The sequence below is a fragment of the Kitasatospora sp. NPDC127067 genome, assembly GCF_042724755.1.
Lineage (GTDB): Bacteria > Actinomycetota > Actinomycetes > Streptomycetales > Streptomycetaceae > Kitasatospora > Kitasatospora lactacystinica.
Genome location: NZ_JBHXEM010000013.1, coordinates 73,663 through 87,850 on the forward strand (window position 1 = coordinate 73,663; position 14,188 = coordinate 87,850).

Annotated in this window: 14 protein-coding genes; 7 read left to right on the plus strand and 7 right to left on the minus strand. The window is 75.4% G+C overall.

From position 1 onward, the window contains the following. The first annotated feature begins 131 nt into the window (after positions 1 to 131). The 3 genes from ACFWJ4_RS08125 to ACFWJ4_RS08135 all read left to right on the plus strand — a co-directional run bounded on the left by ACFWJ4_RS08125 (position 132) and on the right by ACFWJ4_RS08135 (position 3,206). The gene (locus tag ACFWJ4_RS08125) at positions 132 to 380 is read left to right on the plus strand and encodes an amidohydrolase family protein (protein WP_380540709.1); all 249 of its coding nucleotides are present in this window, start codon (positions 132 to 134) and stop codon (positions 378 to 380) included. A gap of 389 nt (positions 381 to 769) precedes the next feature. Beyond that, on the plus strand, positions 770 to 2,191 hold the full coding sequence (locus ACFWJ4_RS08130; RefSeq protein ID WP_380540603.1) for an erythromycin esterase family protein: 1,422 nt from the start codon (positions 770 to 772) through the stop codon (positions 2,189 to 2,191). Between the two features lie 109 nt (positions 2,192 to 2,300). Next, positions 2,301 to 3,206: an immunity 49 family protein gene (locus ACFWJ4_RS08135; RefSeq protein WP_380540606.1), complete on the plus strand. Its 906-nt coding sequence runs from the start codon at positions 2,301 to 2,303 to the stop codon at positions 3,204 to 3,206. Between the two features lie 44 nt (positions 3,207 to 3,250). Here ACFWJ4_RS08135 and ACFWJ4_RS08140 read toward each other — a convergent pair whose 3' ends face one another. The 3 genes from ACFWJ4_RS08140 to ACFWJ4_RS08150 all read right to left on the minus strand — a co-directional run bounded on the left by ACFWJ4_RS08140 (position 3,251) and on the right by ACFWJ4_RS08150 (position 6,572). Continuing rightward, entirely contained in the window at positions 3,251 to 4,468 is a 1,218-nt protein-coding gene (locus ACFWJ4_RS08140) for an amidohydrolase (protein ID WP_380540609.1), read from the minus strand. 182 nt (positions 4,469 to 4,650) lie between these two features. Continuing rightward, positions 4,651 to 5,304, minus strand: a complete 654-nt coding sequence (locus ACFWJ4_RS08145; protein ID WP_359898483.1) for a response regulator transcription factor — start codon at positions 5,302 to 5,304, stop codon at positions 4,651 to 4,653. After that, positions 5,286 to 6,572 carry a histidine kinase gene (locus tag ACFWJ4_RS08150; protein WP_380540612.1) on the minus strand — a complete coding sequence of 429 codons (1,287 nt, stop codon included), beginning with the start codon at positions 6,570 to 6,572 and terminating at the stop codon, positions 5,286 to 5,288. The genes ACFWJ4_RS08145 and ACFWJ4_RS08150 overlap by 19 nt, the downstream gene beginning before the upstream one ends. A gap of 110 nt (positions 6,573 to 6,682) precedes the next feature. Between ACFWJ4_RS08150 and ACFWJ4_RS08155 the strand changes: the two genes are divergently transcribed. Beyond that, complete coding sequence (locus ACFWJ4_RS08155) at positions 6,683 to 7,429, plus strand: ABC transporter ATP-binding protein (RefSeq protein WP_380540615.1); 747 nt, start codon at positions 6,683 to 6,685, stop codon at positions 7,427 to 7,429. Beyond that, a complete protein-coding gene (locus tag ACFWJ4_RS08160; protein WP_380540618.1) occupies positions 7,423 to 9,906 on the plus strand; it encodes an ABC transporter permease in 2,484 nt (827 codons plus the stop codon). The genes ACFWJ4_RS08155 and ACFWJ4_RS08160 overlap by 7 nt, the downstream gene beginning before the upstream one ends. Before the next feature lie 240 nt (positions 9,907 to 10,146). Here ACFWJ4_RS08160 and ACFWJ4_RS08165 read toward each other — a convergent pair whose 3' ends face one another. Continuing rightward, positions 10,147 to 10,731, minus strand: coding sequence for an SRPBCC family protein (locus ACFWJ4_RS08165; protein WP_380540621.1), 585 nt, complete (start codon positions 10,729 to 10,731; stop codon positions 10,147 to 10,149). A gap of 38 nt (positions 10,732 to 10,769) precedes the next feature. Between ACFWJ4_RS08165 and ACFWJ4_RS08170 the strand changes: the two genes are divergently transcribed. Together ACFWJ4_RS08170 and ACFWJ4_RS08175 are read left to right on the plus strand one after the other, a co-directional pair. Next, entirely contained in the window at positions 10,770 to 10,952 is a 183-nt protein-coding gene (locus tag ACFWJ4_RS08170; protein WP_380540624.1) for a hypothetical protein, read from the plus strand. A 71-nt stretch (positions 10,953 to 11,023) separates the two neighbouring features. Continuing rightward, entirely contained in the window at positions 11,024 to 11,944 is a 921-nt protein-coding gene (locus tag ACFWJ4_RS08175) for a LysR family transcriptional regulator (protein ID WP_380540627.1), read from the plus strand. Between the two features lie 18 nt (positions 11,945 to 11,962). On the opposite strand, the gene ACFWJ4_RS08180 is transcribed toward ACFWJ4_RS08175, so the two are convergent. The 3 genes from ACFWJ4_RS08180 to ACFWJ4_RS08190 all read right to left on the minus strand — a co-directional run bounded on the left by ACFWJ4_RS08180 (position 11,963) and on the right by ACFWJ4_RS08190 (position 14,061). After that, complete coding sequence (locus tag ACFWJ4_RS08180; protein WP_380540630.1) at positions 11,963 to 12,346, minus strand: hypothetical protein; 384 nt, start codon at positions 12,344 to 12,346, stop codon at positions 11,963 to 11,965. Between the two features lie 107 nt (positions 12,347 to 12,453). Continuing rightward, on the minus strand, positions 12,454 to 13,224 hold the full coding sequence (locus ACFWJ4_RS08185; protein ID WP_380540633.1) for a GNAT family N-acetyltransferase: 771 nt from the start codon (positions 13,222 to 13,224) through the stop codon (positions 12,454 to 12,456). Between the two features lie 54 nt (positions 13,225 to 13,278). Further along, entirely contained in the window at positions 13,279 to 14,061 is a 783-nt protein-coding gene (locus tag ACFWJ4_RS08190; RefSeq protein ID WP_380540636.1) for a crotonase/enoyl-CoA hydratase family protein, read from the minus strand. Positions 14,062 to 14,188: the final 127 nt, after the last annotated feature.

The window sequence follows — 14,188 nt, forward strand, 5'->3', positions numbered from 1 at the left end:
GGATCGCTCTCCTCTTCAGCCCCGGCCGGGGGGGGGGGGGGCCAGGGGGGGCCGCGCCCACCCGGCCGCCCCCCCCCCCCCCGCGGGGGGGGGTCGGGGGGGGCGCCCCCCACCGCCGCCCCAGCCGCAACCTGAGCCAGGCCCCGCACAACCCCGGCCAGGCGCTCACCGCCCTGGAGTCGCTGCTGGCGATGACCGCCAACGCCGCCCGCGCGGCCGGTGAGGAGCAGCTGGCGGGCCGGATCACCGTCGGCCACCGCGCCGACCTCACCGTGTTCGCCGCCGACCCGCTCACCACTCCGGCCACCGAACTGGCGGACCTCCCCGTCCTGCTGACCGTCCTGGACGGCCGTCCCACCCACCGGTCCGCCTCGCTCTGAACCGGCCGCGGCCGACGAACGCCCGGCGGCCCCGCCGTGCACCCCCGAACGGGGGCACGCGGGGCCGCCCGGGCCCCGCATCCGTGTCCTCGTCCATTCGTCCTGAACCGCGCAGCCCCCGCCCTCCGTTGTCTTCCGCTTCCGTTGTCCGTACGGTGGTCCCGCGCTCCGACCCGCCCCGCCGGGAGCGCCGGACCTCCCGGGGGTTGTCCCCCCGCCGGATCCGGTGGTGTTCCCCAGCGCGTCGCCGCCCCTCGGTGATCGACGATTCGTTGGCCGGCATTCGTCGGCGAACCGTTCGCACCCATCGAACCGGCTGCCCGAATCGTCGAATTGACGGTCGGCGTACCGGCGGATCGATGGTTCGAGGAACCGAGGAGCAGCCCGACATGACCGCACGCAGCGAGGAGCGCGGCAAGCGCATCGACCGACGCGCCCTGCTGACCGCCACCGCGGCCGCCGTGACCGCCACCCTGCTCGCCCCCGCGGCCCGCGCGGACCAGCCGACGAACGCCGAGCAGCCGGAGAAGGCGAACCGGACCGACCGTCAGATCTCCACCGTGGTCCGCGAACTGGGTGCGCTCGCCCACCCGCTGCGGTCCACCGAACCCACCGGCCGGACCACCGACCTGCGGCCGCTGGGCGCGATGATCGGCGACGCCACGGTGGTGGGGCTCGGCGAGGCCACGCACGGCGCGCACGAGTTCTTCACCTTGAAGCAGCGGGTGCTGCGCCACCTGGTCGAGGAGAAGGGGTTCACCACCTTCGCCCTGGAGACGAGCTGGTCCAGCGGCCTGCGGATCGACGACTACGTCCAGGGCCGCACCGGCGGCGACGCCCGGCAGCTGGTGAAGGACACGATGGGCACCTCGCCCTGGGAGCGCCAGGAGTTCGCCGACCTGATCGACTGGATGCGCGACCACAACCGTGAACACCCGCTGCGCCCGGTCCACTTCCTCGGCGACGACCTGAACTTCCCCGCGATCGGCGACCAGCTCTTCGACCGGGTGACCGCCTATGTGCGCGAGGCCGCCCCCGGGTCGCTGCCGCGGCTGGAGCAGCTGTACGCCGGCCTGCGCCCCTTCGACGACGCCATCGGCTACGTCACCACGCGGCCGCTCGCCGAGCGGCGGCAGAACGCCGTCGTGGCGCAGCGGACGCTGGAGCTGGTCACCGCCGCCGGGCGCGCGGCCGGAGCCGGGGCCGGGGGCAAGGAGGACGACGCGTACGCGTGGGCGCTGCAGAACGCCCGGAGCATCGCCCTGACCTTCGCCTTCAGCGCGGTGAACCTGGAGGACACCGCCGACGTGGCCGCGATGCAGCAGCTCCGCGACCGGGCGATGACCGACAACACCCTCTGGTGGCAGCGCCGCACCGGCGGGAAGGTGCTGCTGTCCGCGCACAACGGCCATGTCGGGTACCGGAGCAGCGACCCCGAGCTCTACCCCAGGACCCAGGGCGAGTACCTGCGCGACGCCCTCGGCACGGGCTACGTCGCCATCGGTCTCACCTTCGGCCGCGGCTCGTTCCTCACCAAGGACTCCCCGTTCGCCCCCGTCTGGAAGAAGGTCACCGTTCCCCCGGCCACCGCCGGAATGAACGAGTACGTCCTCGACCGGGTGCGCCCCCGCGACTACTACGTCGACCTGCGCTCCGCCCCGCCGGCCACCCGCTCCTGGCTGGACACCGCCCGCCCGACCTACGACGCCGGGACGGAGTTCCGCAGCGACCCGCTGCCGCGGCTGGCGATCGGCCCGGCCTACGACGCGCTGGTCCACCTCCACGAGACCGGCGCGGCCCGCCTCCTCTGAGCGCCGGCTCCCGGTGTCAGTGGTCGCTGCTAGCGTGCCTCTCCGTCAGCACGGTTATGCGGGACGACGGACCGCGCCACCGACGGGGAGGCACCAGCACGTGCGGGAAGTGACGCGTCACACCGTGGTCCAGCAGCGGATCCGCGACGCCCTGGGGGACGTCCGCGGCCGGGCGCTCGGCCACTGGTACGACCTCGAGGACGAGTTGACCATCGGGTCGGTCCGCGCGATGGGCGAGGAACTGCTCGACCACGTCGCCGCCCTCTCCCTGGAGGACGGGGGCCTCACCGGAGCCGACGCCCGCGCGGCCCTGTGGACGGCGGCCGAGTGCGCCCTCGGCGTGCTCCAGCTCGGCTGCTTCCCCCGGGGCGACTTCGACGTCCCCTTCCCGTACATCGGCAGGACGCTGGACAGCGAGGACATCCGCTTCGGTGCGGTCGTGGACTTCGCGCCCACGGCCGCGACCTGGGTGGAGGCCTTCGCGATGTGCCTGATCGGCGGTCTGCTGCCGCACCGCGACCGCATGCTCGGCCCGCTGCTCGTCGAGGACTACGCGCCCGCGGTCCGCGACGGCCTGCCCCACTCGGACCTGACGTCCGTCTCCGAGCCCGCGGACCTGGCCGGGATGACGGCCCTCGGCTCGTACCTCTTCGTCGTGGAGACGGAGCGGTCGCCGTGGATCGCCCCCGGTCCCGTCCCGCTGCGCAAGCCGGACGCCGACGAGCGCGCGGCCGCCGTCCGGGGCCTGGACGCCGCGGCCGGGGCGGCGCCCGGCGGGCTGAGCCCGGACCAGCGGCTGCTTCGGGTCATGCTGGACGACGACCGGGCCGCCTTCGAGGAGGCACTCGCCGCCCGCCTCGCCCTCCACCGCGACAGCACGCCCGCGACGGCCCGGCCCCGCACCCTGCTCCCGGTCGTCCCGATCGCCCTCGCCGCCCTCGCGGTCCAGGCGCACGGGTGGGAGCTGGGCATATCCTCCGGCTACCTCCCGGCGACGCTGGTCGGCGCGGGCTGACCGATCCTCGGATCGACAGGCCCGCACCGGCCCCGCGGCGCCGCTCAGCCCGCGAACCGCCCGTCCCGCGCCACCACCCGGCCCGCGCGGACCACCAGGTCGGGCCTCGGCAGGTCGATCACCACCTGCGGCAGGCACTCGCCCGTCACCAGCATGAAGTCGGCGGGCGAGCCGGCCTCCAGGGTGGCGGCCGGCAGGTCCAGCAGTTCGGCGCCGCCGTCGGCCGCCAGCGCGAAGCAGTCGGCCAGCTGCTCGTCGGTGCGGGCGTCGGTGGTCCAGCCGAGCAGGTGGGCGCGGTGCAGCATGTCGGCGTTGCCGTACGGGCTCCACGAGTCGCGCACCCCGTCCGAGCCGAGCCCGACCCGCACCCCGTGCGCCCGCAGCTCGCGGAACGGCAGCACCTGGTGGGCCGAGGGCGCCACGGTGGTGAGGCCGACGCCGGATTCGGCCAGCTCGGCGGCGAGGTCGGCGAGCGGGGCACCGGTCAGTTCGGGGACGCAGAAGGCGTGGCTGACGACCACCCGTCCGGCCAGTCCGGCCGCCCTGGTCCGCGCGGCGATGTCGCGCAGCGGGCCGAGGCCGCGCTCGCCCCGGTCGTGCAGGTGGATGTCGAGGCGCAGTCCGTGCTGTTCGGCCAGGCCGAACAGCAGCTCCAGCTGGGCGGGCCCCTCACCGTCGCCGCCCTCGGCCGGGGTGGCGTCGAAGCCCGCCGGGTCGATGCCGCCGACGGCGTCGACCAGTCCGCTCGCCGCCGCCTCCGCGAGCAGCGCGCCCGCGCCGGGCGTCCGCCGGACGCCGTGCTGCGGGAAGGCCACCAGCTGGACGTCCAGCGCGCCGGCCAGCCGCTCGCGCACCTCGGCGAGCCCGGTCACCCCGGCCAGCCCGTACGCGGGCGCCACGTCCACGTGGGCCCGCACGGCGCGGGTGCCGCGCGCCACGGCGTGGCTCAGCAGCCGGTGGGCACGGTCGGCGAGCGGGGTGCGCTGGTGCCGGTGGAGGTCGACGTCGCCCCGGACGTACTCGGGCAGCGAGCCCGCCGGGCGCCGGCTGTACCAGGGCTCGCCCCAGGCGGTCTTGTCGGGGTGGATGTGCGCGTCCACCAGGGTGGGCAGCGCGATCCGGCCACCGCCCTCGACCACCTCCGGCACCGCCCCGTCCGGCACCCGCTGGGCCAGCAGGCCGTCCACGGCGACCAGGTCGACGGCCCGGTCGGCACCGTACGGGCGGACGTCCCGGAAGACGGTGACGGAAGGCGCGGTCATGGGCTGCTCGCTCTCGCTCTGGTTCCCGAGGCGGTCCGGCGCCGTGGACGGATACTGTCCGACAGGCAAAACGTCCTACCTTTCATTCAACAGTCTGTTTATCATCTCCGGGTCCCTGTCCCCCGTCCGGAGTCGCTCACGCATGTCCACACCACCGCCCGCAGCCCCGGCCTCGGCGGTCCTCACGACCCCAGGTACCTCAGCACCGCCAGCACCCGGCGGTGGTCGTCCGGCGCCTGCGGCAGGTCGAGCTTGGTGAAGATGCTCGCGATCCGCTTGGCCACCGTGGCCTCGGTGACCACCAGCCGGCGGGCGACGGCCGCGTTGGAACGGCCCTCCGCGATCAGCGCCAGCACCTCGCGCTCCTTGGGGCTCAGGCGCTGCAGCGGGTCGTGCCGGCGGGTCAGCAGCTGGCGGACCACCTCCGGGTCCACCACCGTCCCGCCCCCGGCCACGTCGGTGAGGGCGGCGACGAACTCCCGCACCTCGCCGATCCGGTCCTTGAGCAGGTAGCCGGTGCCCGCGCCCCGGTCGCCGGCGGAGATCAGCTCCGCGGTGTACCCCTGCGAGACGTACTGGCTGAGCACCAGGACGGGCAGCCGCGGATCCTCCTCGCGCAGCCGGCGGGCCGCGCGCAGTCCGTCGTCGGTGTTGTCCGGGGGCATCCGGACGTCGACGACCACCACGTCCGGCCGGTGCTCCCGGACCGCCTCGACCAGTGCCGGGGCGTCGCCGACGGCGGCCGCCACGGTGTGCCCGAACCGCTCCAGCAGGGAGACCAGGCCCTCCCGCAGGAGCACCGAGTCCTCCGCGACGACTAACCGAAGTGCCGGCACGGGATCTCCACTCGCAGGACGGTCGGCCCACCGGCCGGGGAACGCAGGCACAGGGTGCCGTCGATGACGGCGAGCCGGTCGCTGATGCCCAGCAGGCCGGTCCCGGCGGCCGGGTCGGCGCCGCCGGCCCCGTCGTCCCGGATCTCCAGCACCAGCCCGTCCGCCGCCGCGCGGCCGTGCACCGAGGCGCGCCGGGCGCCGCTGTGCCGGACCACGTTCGCCAGCGCCTCGCAGACCACGAAGTAGGCGGCGGCCTCGACCGGGGCGGGCGGCCGCCCGGGCAGCGCGACGTCGACGTCCACCGGCACCGCCGAGCGGCCCGCGAGGTCCCGCACCGCCGGTTCCAGCCCCCGGTCGGTGAGGACCTGCGGATGGATGCCGTGGATCAGTTCGCGCAGTTCCCGCAGCGCCGTCTGCACCTCCTCCCGGGCCTCCCGGACCTGCCGGGCGGCGGCCGAGTCCTCGGGCAGGTCGAGACCGGCCAGGCCGAGCCTGACGGCGAGCGAGACCAGCCGCTGCTGGGCGCCGTCGTGCAGGTCGCGCTCGATCCGGCGCCGTTCCACCTCGTACGCGTCCACCAGCCGGGCCCGGGAGGCCACCACCCGGGTCAGCTCGTTCTCGGCGGGCTCCAGCACGGCCCGGGCGGTCACCGCCCGTACCCCCGCCCAGGCCGCCAGCGGGTAGGCCGCCACCGGGAGCAGCACGAGTCCGGCGAGCGGTCCGAGCCAGGAGGCGGTGGGGTTCGCGGTGGGCTGGAACGGGGCGGCCAGCAGGAACAACGGGGTGCCGAGGCCCACCGCGACCAGTCCGAGGTCGATCCACCAGAGCAGCAGCAGGGAGACCAGCCCGTAGCCGAGGTCGCGCCGGGCCGCCGGCCCCCGGACCAGTTCGCGGGCACGTCCGCGCCGGCCCTCCGCCCCGCCCCGCGGCCCCGACGGTACCGACCCTGACGGTACCGACCCCGGCACCACCCGCCCCGACCGCACCCGCCCCGACGGCCCCGCCCCGGGCAGCACCAGCCGCAGCCGCCACCGCTCGTACCCGGTCACCGCCCGCCCCGCCAGGGCCAGCGGCGGCAGCACGACCGCCACCGCCAGGGGCCCCAGCCCGCCCCACAGCAGCACCGGCAGCGCCGCCAGCCCGGCGGCCGTCGCCCCCACCACGGCTCCCGCGAGCAGGAAGCCCAGCGCGCGCCACGGCCACACGGAGCCGAGGAACGCCGACGGCCGCTGGGCCAGCGCCTCCAGTGTGTTGCGGACAGCGATCACCCTGCCGACCCTAGCCGCCGCCCACCGCCCGCCGCAGGGGTGCTGGCACTACCTCTGTTCTCGCCCCAACGCCCCTGCGCTCCGCCACCGTTGACGGGTTGCCTGGGACCATGACGAACTCGACCGACACGGTCCTCCTGCGGGCCGTGACCAAGCAGTACGGCACCGGCGACCGCGCCGTCACCGCACTGGACGACGTGACCGTCGCCTTCCCGCGCGGCAGCTTCACCGCGGTGATGGGCCCCTCCGGCTCCGGAAAGTCGACGCTGCTGCACTGCGCGGCCGGCCTGGACCGGGTCTCCGACGGCACCGTGGTGATCGACGGCACCGAACTCGGCGACCTGGACGAGACCCGGCTGACCCTGCTGCGCCGCGAGCGCCTCGGCTTCGTCTTCCAGTCCTTCAACCTGGTCTCCGCGCTGACCGCCGAACAGAACGTGGCCCTGCCGCTGCGGCTGGCCGGGCGCCGCCCGGACCGGGCCGAACTCGCCACGGCGCTCGCCGAGGTGGGGCTCGGCCACCGCGGCGGGCACCGGCCGAGCGAGCTGTCCGGCGGCGAGCAGCAGCGCGTCGCGATCGCCCGGGCGCTGATCACCCGGCCCGCCGTGCTGTTCGCCGACGAGCCGACCGGTGCCCTGGACACCCGTACCTCGCGCGAGGTCCTCACCCTGCTGCGCGGCATCGTCGACCGCCACCGGCAGACCGTGATCATGGTGACCCACGACCCGACCGCCGCCGGCTACGCCGACCGCGTCCTGCTGCTCGCCGACGGACGGATCGTGGAAGAGCTGCACGGCCGCAGCGAGGCCGCGGTCATCGCCGGCCGGATGGCCGCCCTGGAGGCCCCGGCATGCTGAGCCTCGCCACCGTCCGCGCCCGCTGGACGTCCCTCCTCGGCACCTTCGTCGCGCTCGGCCTGGGCGTGACGGTCCTGGCCATGACCGCCCTGGTGCTCACCTCGGCCGAACCGGAGGTGCCCCGACGCTACGCGGGCACCCGGGTCGTGGTGCAGAGCCCCGCCGTCGACCAGTCCGACGGCACCTTCACCCCGGGCCGGCCCTGGTCGCGGGAACGCACGCGGGAGCTGCTGCGCGCCCTGGCCGCCGTTCCGGGCGTGGACCGGGCCGTGCCGGACCGCGCCTTCTACGCCCAGCCGGTGATCGACGGAAGGCCGGTGGGCGCCCCGGGCCCGGAACCGCGCGGCCGCAACTGGTCCGGCACCGCGTTCGGGCCCGAGCGGCTCGTCGCGGGCGGCCCGCCGGCCGACGAGCACCAGGTGGTGCTGGACGCCTCGCTGGGCCTGGCACCCGGCTCGCCGGTCACCCTGCTCACCGCCGCCGGGCCGGCCCGCTACACCGTGTCCGGCCTCGTCTCCGGCACCGTCTCCGGCACCGTGTCAGGAACTGCCCCCGGGACCGTCGACCCGCCGTCCCTCTACCTGTCCGACCGCGCCGCCGAGGCGCTCGCCCCCGGGGTCCGGGTGATCGGCCTGGTCACCGCGCCGGGCGCCGACGTCCCGGCCGTCGCCGCGGCCGTGGCCTCCGCCGTGGGCGGCGACGGGACGGTGCTGCACGGCGCCGCGCTCACCGCCCTGGAGGACAGGAGCGCCGAGAAGACCCGCTGGATCGGCCTGCAGATCCTGACCGCGACGGCCGGGCTGACCGCCTTCGTCTCCGTCTTCGTGGTCGCCTCCACCTTCGCCTTCGCGATCGTCCAGCGGCGGCGCGAGTTCGGCCTGCTGCGCACCATCGGCGCCACCCCCCGTCAGATCGCGCGCACGGTGTACGCCGAGTCGCTCGGGGTGGGCGTCGCGGCCGGCGGCGCTGGTGTACTGCTCGGCGCGCTGCTGGCGCCCGCGCTGGGCGCGCTGATGGTCGAGGGCGGCCTGGAGCCGGCGGGATTCACCGTACGGTTCCGGGCGCTGCCGCTGCTCGGCTCCTTCGCGCTGGGCCTGGTGGTCGCGCTGCTCGGGGTCTGGTCGGCCTCCCGCCGGGCGGCCCGGACGGCCCCGCTGGAGGCGCTGCGCGAGGCCGCCGTCGAGCACCGGCCGATGACCCGCGGCCGGTGGATCGCCGGCGGGATCTCCACCGCCCTCGGGCTCGGGCTGGTGGTGGTCGCGGCCGGCAGTGAGTCCGACAGCATGATCAACAACGCCCTGTACGCGGCCATGGCGCTGATCGTCGGCCTCATGCTGTTCGCACCCGCCGTCCTCCCGCCGATCGTCCGTACGGTCTGCCGACCGCTGTCCGGGCTGCGCGGCGCCACCGCCGCGGTGGCCCGGGAGAGTGCGGTGACCGCCGTCCGGCGCACCGCCTCGACCGCCGCTCCGGTGCTGGTGACGGTGGGTTTCGCGGTGCTGATCGCCGGACTGTTCCAGCTGCGGGCCGGCGGCTACGCGCTGGAGGAGACCGTCCGGCAGCAGGCCACCTCGGTGGTCACCCCGCAGGGCACACCCGGGCTCTCCGACGCCGCCGTGGCCGCCGTACCGGGCGGTGCCTCGCTGCTGCCCACCCGGCTCTACGCCGGCGGCACCGACCACGTCGGCGCGGTGGGGATGAGCGAGGCCGCGTTCCGCGGGGCCCGCACCCGGATGACCGTCACCTCCGGCTCCCTGGACGGCCTGACCGGCGAGAACACCATGGTGGTCAAGGCCGGCACGGCCGCCTGGCTGGGCTGGACCACCGGCCACCGCGTCCCGGTCACCTTCGAGGACGGCAGTACCGTGGACGTCACGGTCGTCGCGGAGATCACCGACGGCTCCGCCACCGCGAGCGTGCTGCTGACCACCCGCACCGTCCGGGCGCACGACCCCTCGGCGCTCACCTCGGTCGTCTACACCGCCGGCGCCACCTCGTCGGCCGTCCTCGCCCCGCTCGGCGCCCGGGCGCTGAGCAGCGCCGAGTACGCCTCCCGCACCACCTCCGAGGACGACGCCCTGGTCCGGATCTTCCTGGTCGTCCTGATCGGCACGTCGCTCGGCTGCAGCAGCCTGGCCGTCGCCAACACCCTGCTGATGGCCACCGCCCAGCGGGCCGGGGACTTCACGGTGCTGCGGCTGTCCGGCACGACCCGCCGTCAGGTGCTGCGGATCGTGGCCGCCGAGTCGACCCTGGTGGTCGGGATCGGTGCCGCGCTCGGCCTGCTGATCGCGGTGGTCACCCTGGCGGGCGTCCGCTCCGGCCTCTCCGCCCGGCTCGGCACCCGGGTCGACCTCGCCCTGCCCTGGTCGACCATGGCCCTCACCACCGGCCTCTGCCTGCTCCTGGCCCTGCTCGCCGGCGTGCTGCCGGCCCGGGCGGCACTGCGCCGGCCCGGCGCCCGACCGGCCGACTGACGACCGACTGACGACCGACTGACGGCCCACCACGCGGATCGGCTGCTCCCGGTCGTCCGTTCCGCCCGGCAGTTCGACCGGCAGCAGGCCCGGATCGTCCTGCTCGGCGTCCCACCGGTCGTAGGTCGGATCCAGGAGGACCATCACCGGGACCAGCCACGACAGCCGTCAGCGGAACACGACCGGCGGCCGGTCCGGTCGGCCGGACCGGCCGGACCGGCCCGCCCCGCGGGTTCGGGATCAGCGCTCGGGCCGGGCCCGGTCCCCCTGCTCGGCCAGCGCCTTGATGCCTTCGAGGGTGGCCGTCATGCCGGTGCGCAGCTCGTTCAGCCGGAAGTCGACGATCTTCTCCTCCAGTTCCGGCTTGGCGTCGATGACCAGGCTGGCGCCACTGCGGCCGGGGCCGATCACCACCGACTGGCGCAGCCGGGTGCCGTCGCCCTCGGGGGTCAGCTCGAAGCGCCACCGGGCCAGTGCCCCGCCGAGGTCGGACACCGGCTCGCCGTAGCGGCCGTCCGCGTCCATCACCCCCCAGGCGAAGACCCGGCGGCCGTCGGGCCCGGCCGGTCCCGTTCCGCCGGCCGGTCCGGTCAGCTCCGTCACCTCGGAGACCGTCCGCCAGTCGGGCATGCCCGCGCGGGTGTTGTGCCCCTCGAAGCGGGCGCCCGGCGCGGGGCCGTCCGCTCCGTCCAGCCAGGCGACGCGGTGGAGTTCCGGACTGAGCCGGGCGGGCAGGCCGATGTCCGTCACCAGCTCCCACACCCGCTCCACCGGCGCCCCGACGAACACCTCGCACCGCGTACCCGGACCATCGGCGTACCGCATGCCCGTTCCCCCTCCCGTCGTACGTCACCGCGCACATCGTGAACGTGCGCACCGTGACCGTGCGCATCACCATGAACGGCAACCTGAACATCGATGTGCACACCGGCGCGCACATCGCCTTGCGCGGATGCGGGTCGACACCCGCCCGTGCCCCCGCCACGGCGTCCGGAACGCCGGCGAGGGCAGCGGGCGGGTTGCCGCCCTGGGCCCTGGATCGATGATCGATCCCGCGGAACATCCAAGTCAATCCGCCGATTTACTGGGGTACCCCCAAGCGATATCTTGGGTCCCCGTGACCATCGACGACCTCCGCGTCTTCGCCGCGGTCTGCCGGGCCGGCTCGCTCAGCGCCGTCGCCCGCGACCTGAACCGCACCCAGTCCGCCGTCAGCCAGCACGTGAAGCGGCTCGAACGGGAGGTCGGCCTCGCCCTGATCGAGCGCCACCCGCGCGGGGTCGTCCCCACCAGGGCGGGGAGCCTGCTGCGCGCGGCGGTCGCCACCGGGCTCGGCAGCATCGACCACGCGCTGCACCGGATCGCCGAACTCGCGCGCGGCGAGGGCGGATCCGTACGGATCACCACCGGGGCCACCAGCATCCGGCACTTCATGTCCGCGGCCGTGGTGGACTTCCGGCGGCGCTTTCCCCAGGTCAGCCTGGAGTTCCAGACGGAGGTCTCCAGTCGCAGCTGCCTGGAGTCGCTCAACGCCGGCCGGGCCGACCTCGCCTGGATCACCCTCGGCGTCCCGGCCCGGGGCATCGACCAGCGGCCGGTGGTCGACCTGCCCTGGGTGCTCGCGGTCGCGGCGGGTGACCCGCTCGCCGGCCGGGCCCGGATCTCGCCCGCCGACCTCCAGGACGCCCGGCTGATCGGGCTGCCGCAGAACTCCGTCTCCCGCTCCCAGGTCGAGGCCTGGCTCGGCAAGTCGGGTGTCCGGCCGGTCTTCGACACCAGCGTCGCGGACTGGGACACCGCGATCCTGCTCGCCGAACTCGGCCTCGGCCACGCCGTCGTCCCCGCGCTCCCGCAGTGGCAGGGTCCCGGCCACCCCGGCCTGCGGCTGCTCCCGCTGCCCGACCTGCCCGCCCTCACCGCCGGCTGGGCCGTGCGGGACTGGGAGAACCTCGGCCCGCTCGCCCGCGCCTTCGCGGACACCGTCGCCGCCCACTGCGGTCGCGGAACCCCGCCGGCCGTCGGACCGGGGAGGGACTGACCCGGCGACCGGCCGCCGCTACCCCTCGTCCTGCCGGGCTGTCCGGTCCCCTGCCGACAGGACGCCTCCGACCGGCATCCACACCCTGTCCCGGGAGGTCGCCGTCCGCAGCGGGGCGAAGTCTTCCGGCAGGACGTCCAGCAGACTGCGCACGCGGTCCCCGCCCCGCACGGCGAGCGCCGCCTCGCAGCGCAACTGCCTCGGCAGCTCCGGCCGGTGGGTCAGCTCGTGCCACAGCGCCGGCCGCAGCCAGTGCCGTCCCTGCGGATCGGCATGGGCCCGCACCCACGCCCGACCCAACCGCTGGGCGAGGCCGAGCCCTTCCGCCCGTTCCTGCAACCTCAGGAGGGTGGGGGTGTCGATCACCTTGACCTCGCCGGGGAGGTCCTCGTACCGGTCCATGGCTCCATGATGCCCGGCGCCGCCGTACGGGGCGCCGTGCGAGTGCCGCACGAAACTCCGTGGCCGTAGAAGCTCAGCGGCCGTAGAAGCCCAGTGGCCGCAGCGGCTCAGCGGCCGTAGAAGGAGTGGCCGCGCCCGATCTCCGCGAAACCCCGGCGGCCGTACCACGCGCGCGGCCAGTCCGCCGCGTCCGCGAGCAGGAACAGCCGGGGGATGCCGGCTTCGGCCGCCAGCGCCAGGCCGGTCGCCAGCAGGGTGTCGCCGTGCCCCGCGCCGCGATGCCGCGAGCCGGTCACCAGGTCCTCCAACTGGGCGAGCCGGGCGGACGGTTCGAGGTAGAGGTCGCTCCAGGCCGCGACCTCGCCGGTTCGCGTCCGCGCGGCCAGGAAGTGCACGCGCCCGGCGCCGCGCAGCCGGGCGGCGCGGCGGTCGGTGAGCTGCCGGGCGAGCTCCTCGTCCTCGATCCACTCCCGCTGCTGACGCAGCACCGCCTCCCGCACCTCGTCCAACTCCACGGGGTGCGCGGCCGGTTCGGGATGCGTGCAGCCGTCCGTCGAGCGGGTCAGGATCACCTCGCCCTGCCGCTCCCACCCCGCTGCCGCCAGCACCGGGGCTGCTCGCCCGCCCGACTCCTGGTCCAGCACGGTGACGCGGTACCGGTCGCGCGGCCCCAGCCACCGGGCGGCCAGCCCGGGCAGCGCCGCCGGGTCGGTTCCCGACCCCTCGACGATCAGTTGGTTGTGCTCCTCGGAGCGGTCGTACTCGGTGTTCCGGACGGCGAACACCCCGGGAAACTCCGGTAGTTCGAGGACCTCCTGCGCCTGGCGGCGGGCGAAGGCGGCACGGAAGGCGGTCACGCGGGCGAGGAGATCCGACATGCCGTCATGGTCGACCCTCGACCGCCACCGGACAACGGATTTCCCGCACCCGCCTCAGGAGGCCGCGCCGGAGGACGAGCGGTCCAGGAAGCGCCGGATGCCGTCCCGGACGCCGTCGGTCGGCACGGTCGCCGCGAAGGCCGCCGCCTCCACCGCGAGCCCCTCGTCGATCGGCAGGTTGATGCCCCGGGTCACGGCCCGCAGGCAGGCGGCCACGGCGGTCGGCGCGTGCCGGACGATCCGCTCGGCCAAGTTCCGTGCGGTGTCCAGTAGTTCGTCGGCCGGGACGACCGAGTTGACCAGGCCGATCTCGGCGGCGCGGGCGGCCGGGATCGGGTCGCCGGTGAGGATCAGCTCCAGGCCGCGCTTGCGGCCGGCGTGCCGCGGCAGCCGCTGCGATCCGCCGAAGGGCGGCGGGAAGCCGAGCGAGATCTCGGGCTTGGCGAAGCTCGCGTGCTCGGCCGCGACGGCCAGCGGGGCCGCCTCGGCGATCTCGCAACCGCCGCCGTAGGCCAGGCCGTTGACGGCCACGATGACCGGCTTGGGAAGCTCCTCGATCCGCCGGGCGAGGGTGTGCCCGCGCCGGACGAACTCGCGCAGCGCCCGCTCGGGCCCGCCCGCGACGCTGGCCGCCAGGGACGGGATGTCGGCCCCCGCGCTGAACGCCCGCTCGCCGGCGCCGGTGAGGATCACGGCGCGGACGGTGTCGTCGGCGTCGATCCGGTCGAGTTCGGCGAGCAGCGCGTCGATCGTCGGGTAGTCGAGGGCGTTGAGCTTCTTCTCCCGGTCGATGGTGAGGGTGACGACGTGCCGGTCCCGCTCGCTGCGGATGGTCATGGGCGCGTGCTCCGTTCCTGGCCTCGCTGCTGGATGTGACGAGGCTAGGAACTCCCGGCCAGGACAATCCACTTATTGTCCTGGATACACTCGGGCACGCACCCGGGCACGCCCGTGCCTCCACTCC

Excerpts from the sequence above, each read along its gene's own strand:
- ACFWJ4_RS08185 (WP_380540633.1), bottom strand. The coding sequence starts at position 13,224 with ATGTCGGATCTCCTCGCCCGCGTGACCGCCTTCCGTGCCGCCTTCGCC.
- ACFWJ4_RS08140 (WP_380540609.1), bottom strand. The coding sequence starts at position 4,468 with ATGACCGCGCCTTCCGTCACCGTCTTCCGGGACGTCCGCCCGTACGGT.
- ACFWJ4_RS08180 (WP_380540630.1), bottom strand. The coding sequence starts at position 12,346 with ATGGACCGGTACGAGGACCTCCCCGGCGAGGTCAAGGTGATCGACACC.
- ACFWJ4_RS08130 (WP_380540603.1), top strand. The coding sequence starts at position 770 with ATGACCGCACGCAGCGAGGAGCGCGGCAAGCGCATCGACCGACGCGCC.
- ACFWJ4_RS08165 (WP_380540621.1), bottom strand. The coding sequence starts at position 10,731 with ATGCGGTACGCCGATGGTCCGGGTACGCGGTGCGAGGTGTTCGTCGGG.
- ACFWJ4_RS08160 (WP_380540618.1), top strand. The coding sequence starts at position 7,423 with ATGCTGAGCCTCGCCACCGTCCGCGCCCGCTGGACGTCCCTCCTCGGC.
- ACFWJ4_RS08155 (WP_380540615.1), top strand. The coding sequence starts at position 6,683 with ATGACGAACTCGACCGACACGGTCCTCCTGCGGGCCGTGACCAAGCAG.
- ACFWJ4_RS08190 (WP_380540636.1), bottom strand. The coding sequence starts at position 14,061 with ATGACCATCCGCAGCGAGCGGGACCGGCACGTCGTCACCCTCACCATC.